This is a genomic window from Bacteroides sp. ET336 (assembly GCF_024733815.1).
GTDB classification, from domain to species: domain Bacteria; phylum Bacteroidota; class Bacteroidia; order Bacteroidales; family Bacteroidaceae; genus Phocaeicola; species Phocaeicola cellulolyticus.
Genome location: NZ_JANRHK010000082.1, coordinates 1 through 208, shown reverse-complemented (window position 1 = coordinate 208; position 208 = coordinate 1). Strand labels below are relative to the sequence as shown.

The 208-nt window shown below is 44.2% G+C and carries 1 pseudogene; it reads left to right on the top strand.

The features are described 5' to 3' along the window. Positions 1–208 (top strand): annotated as a pseudogene (locus tag NW213_RS16930) (hypothetical protein); the annotation flags it as partial.

The window sequence follows — 208 nt, the reverse complement described above, 5'->3', positions numbered from 1 at the left end:
GCAACAATATTCCATACACGGCATTCTATGACTGGTTCAAGAAGACACAAAAGAAGGTTGTACCTGTAGAAGTGGAAGGAATTCCTGAAGAGTTGATTCAGGCTGGTAATGAAGAACAGCAGGATGTTGCTAAAGACAAGCCCAAACGTACAACTCCCCATAAAGGAAGCATCATGGTGACGATAAGAACCCGTGAGGGCTTGTGCAT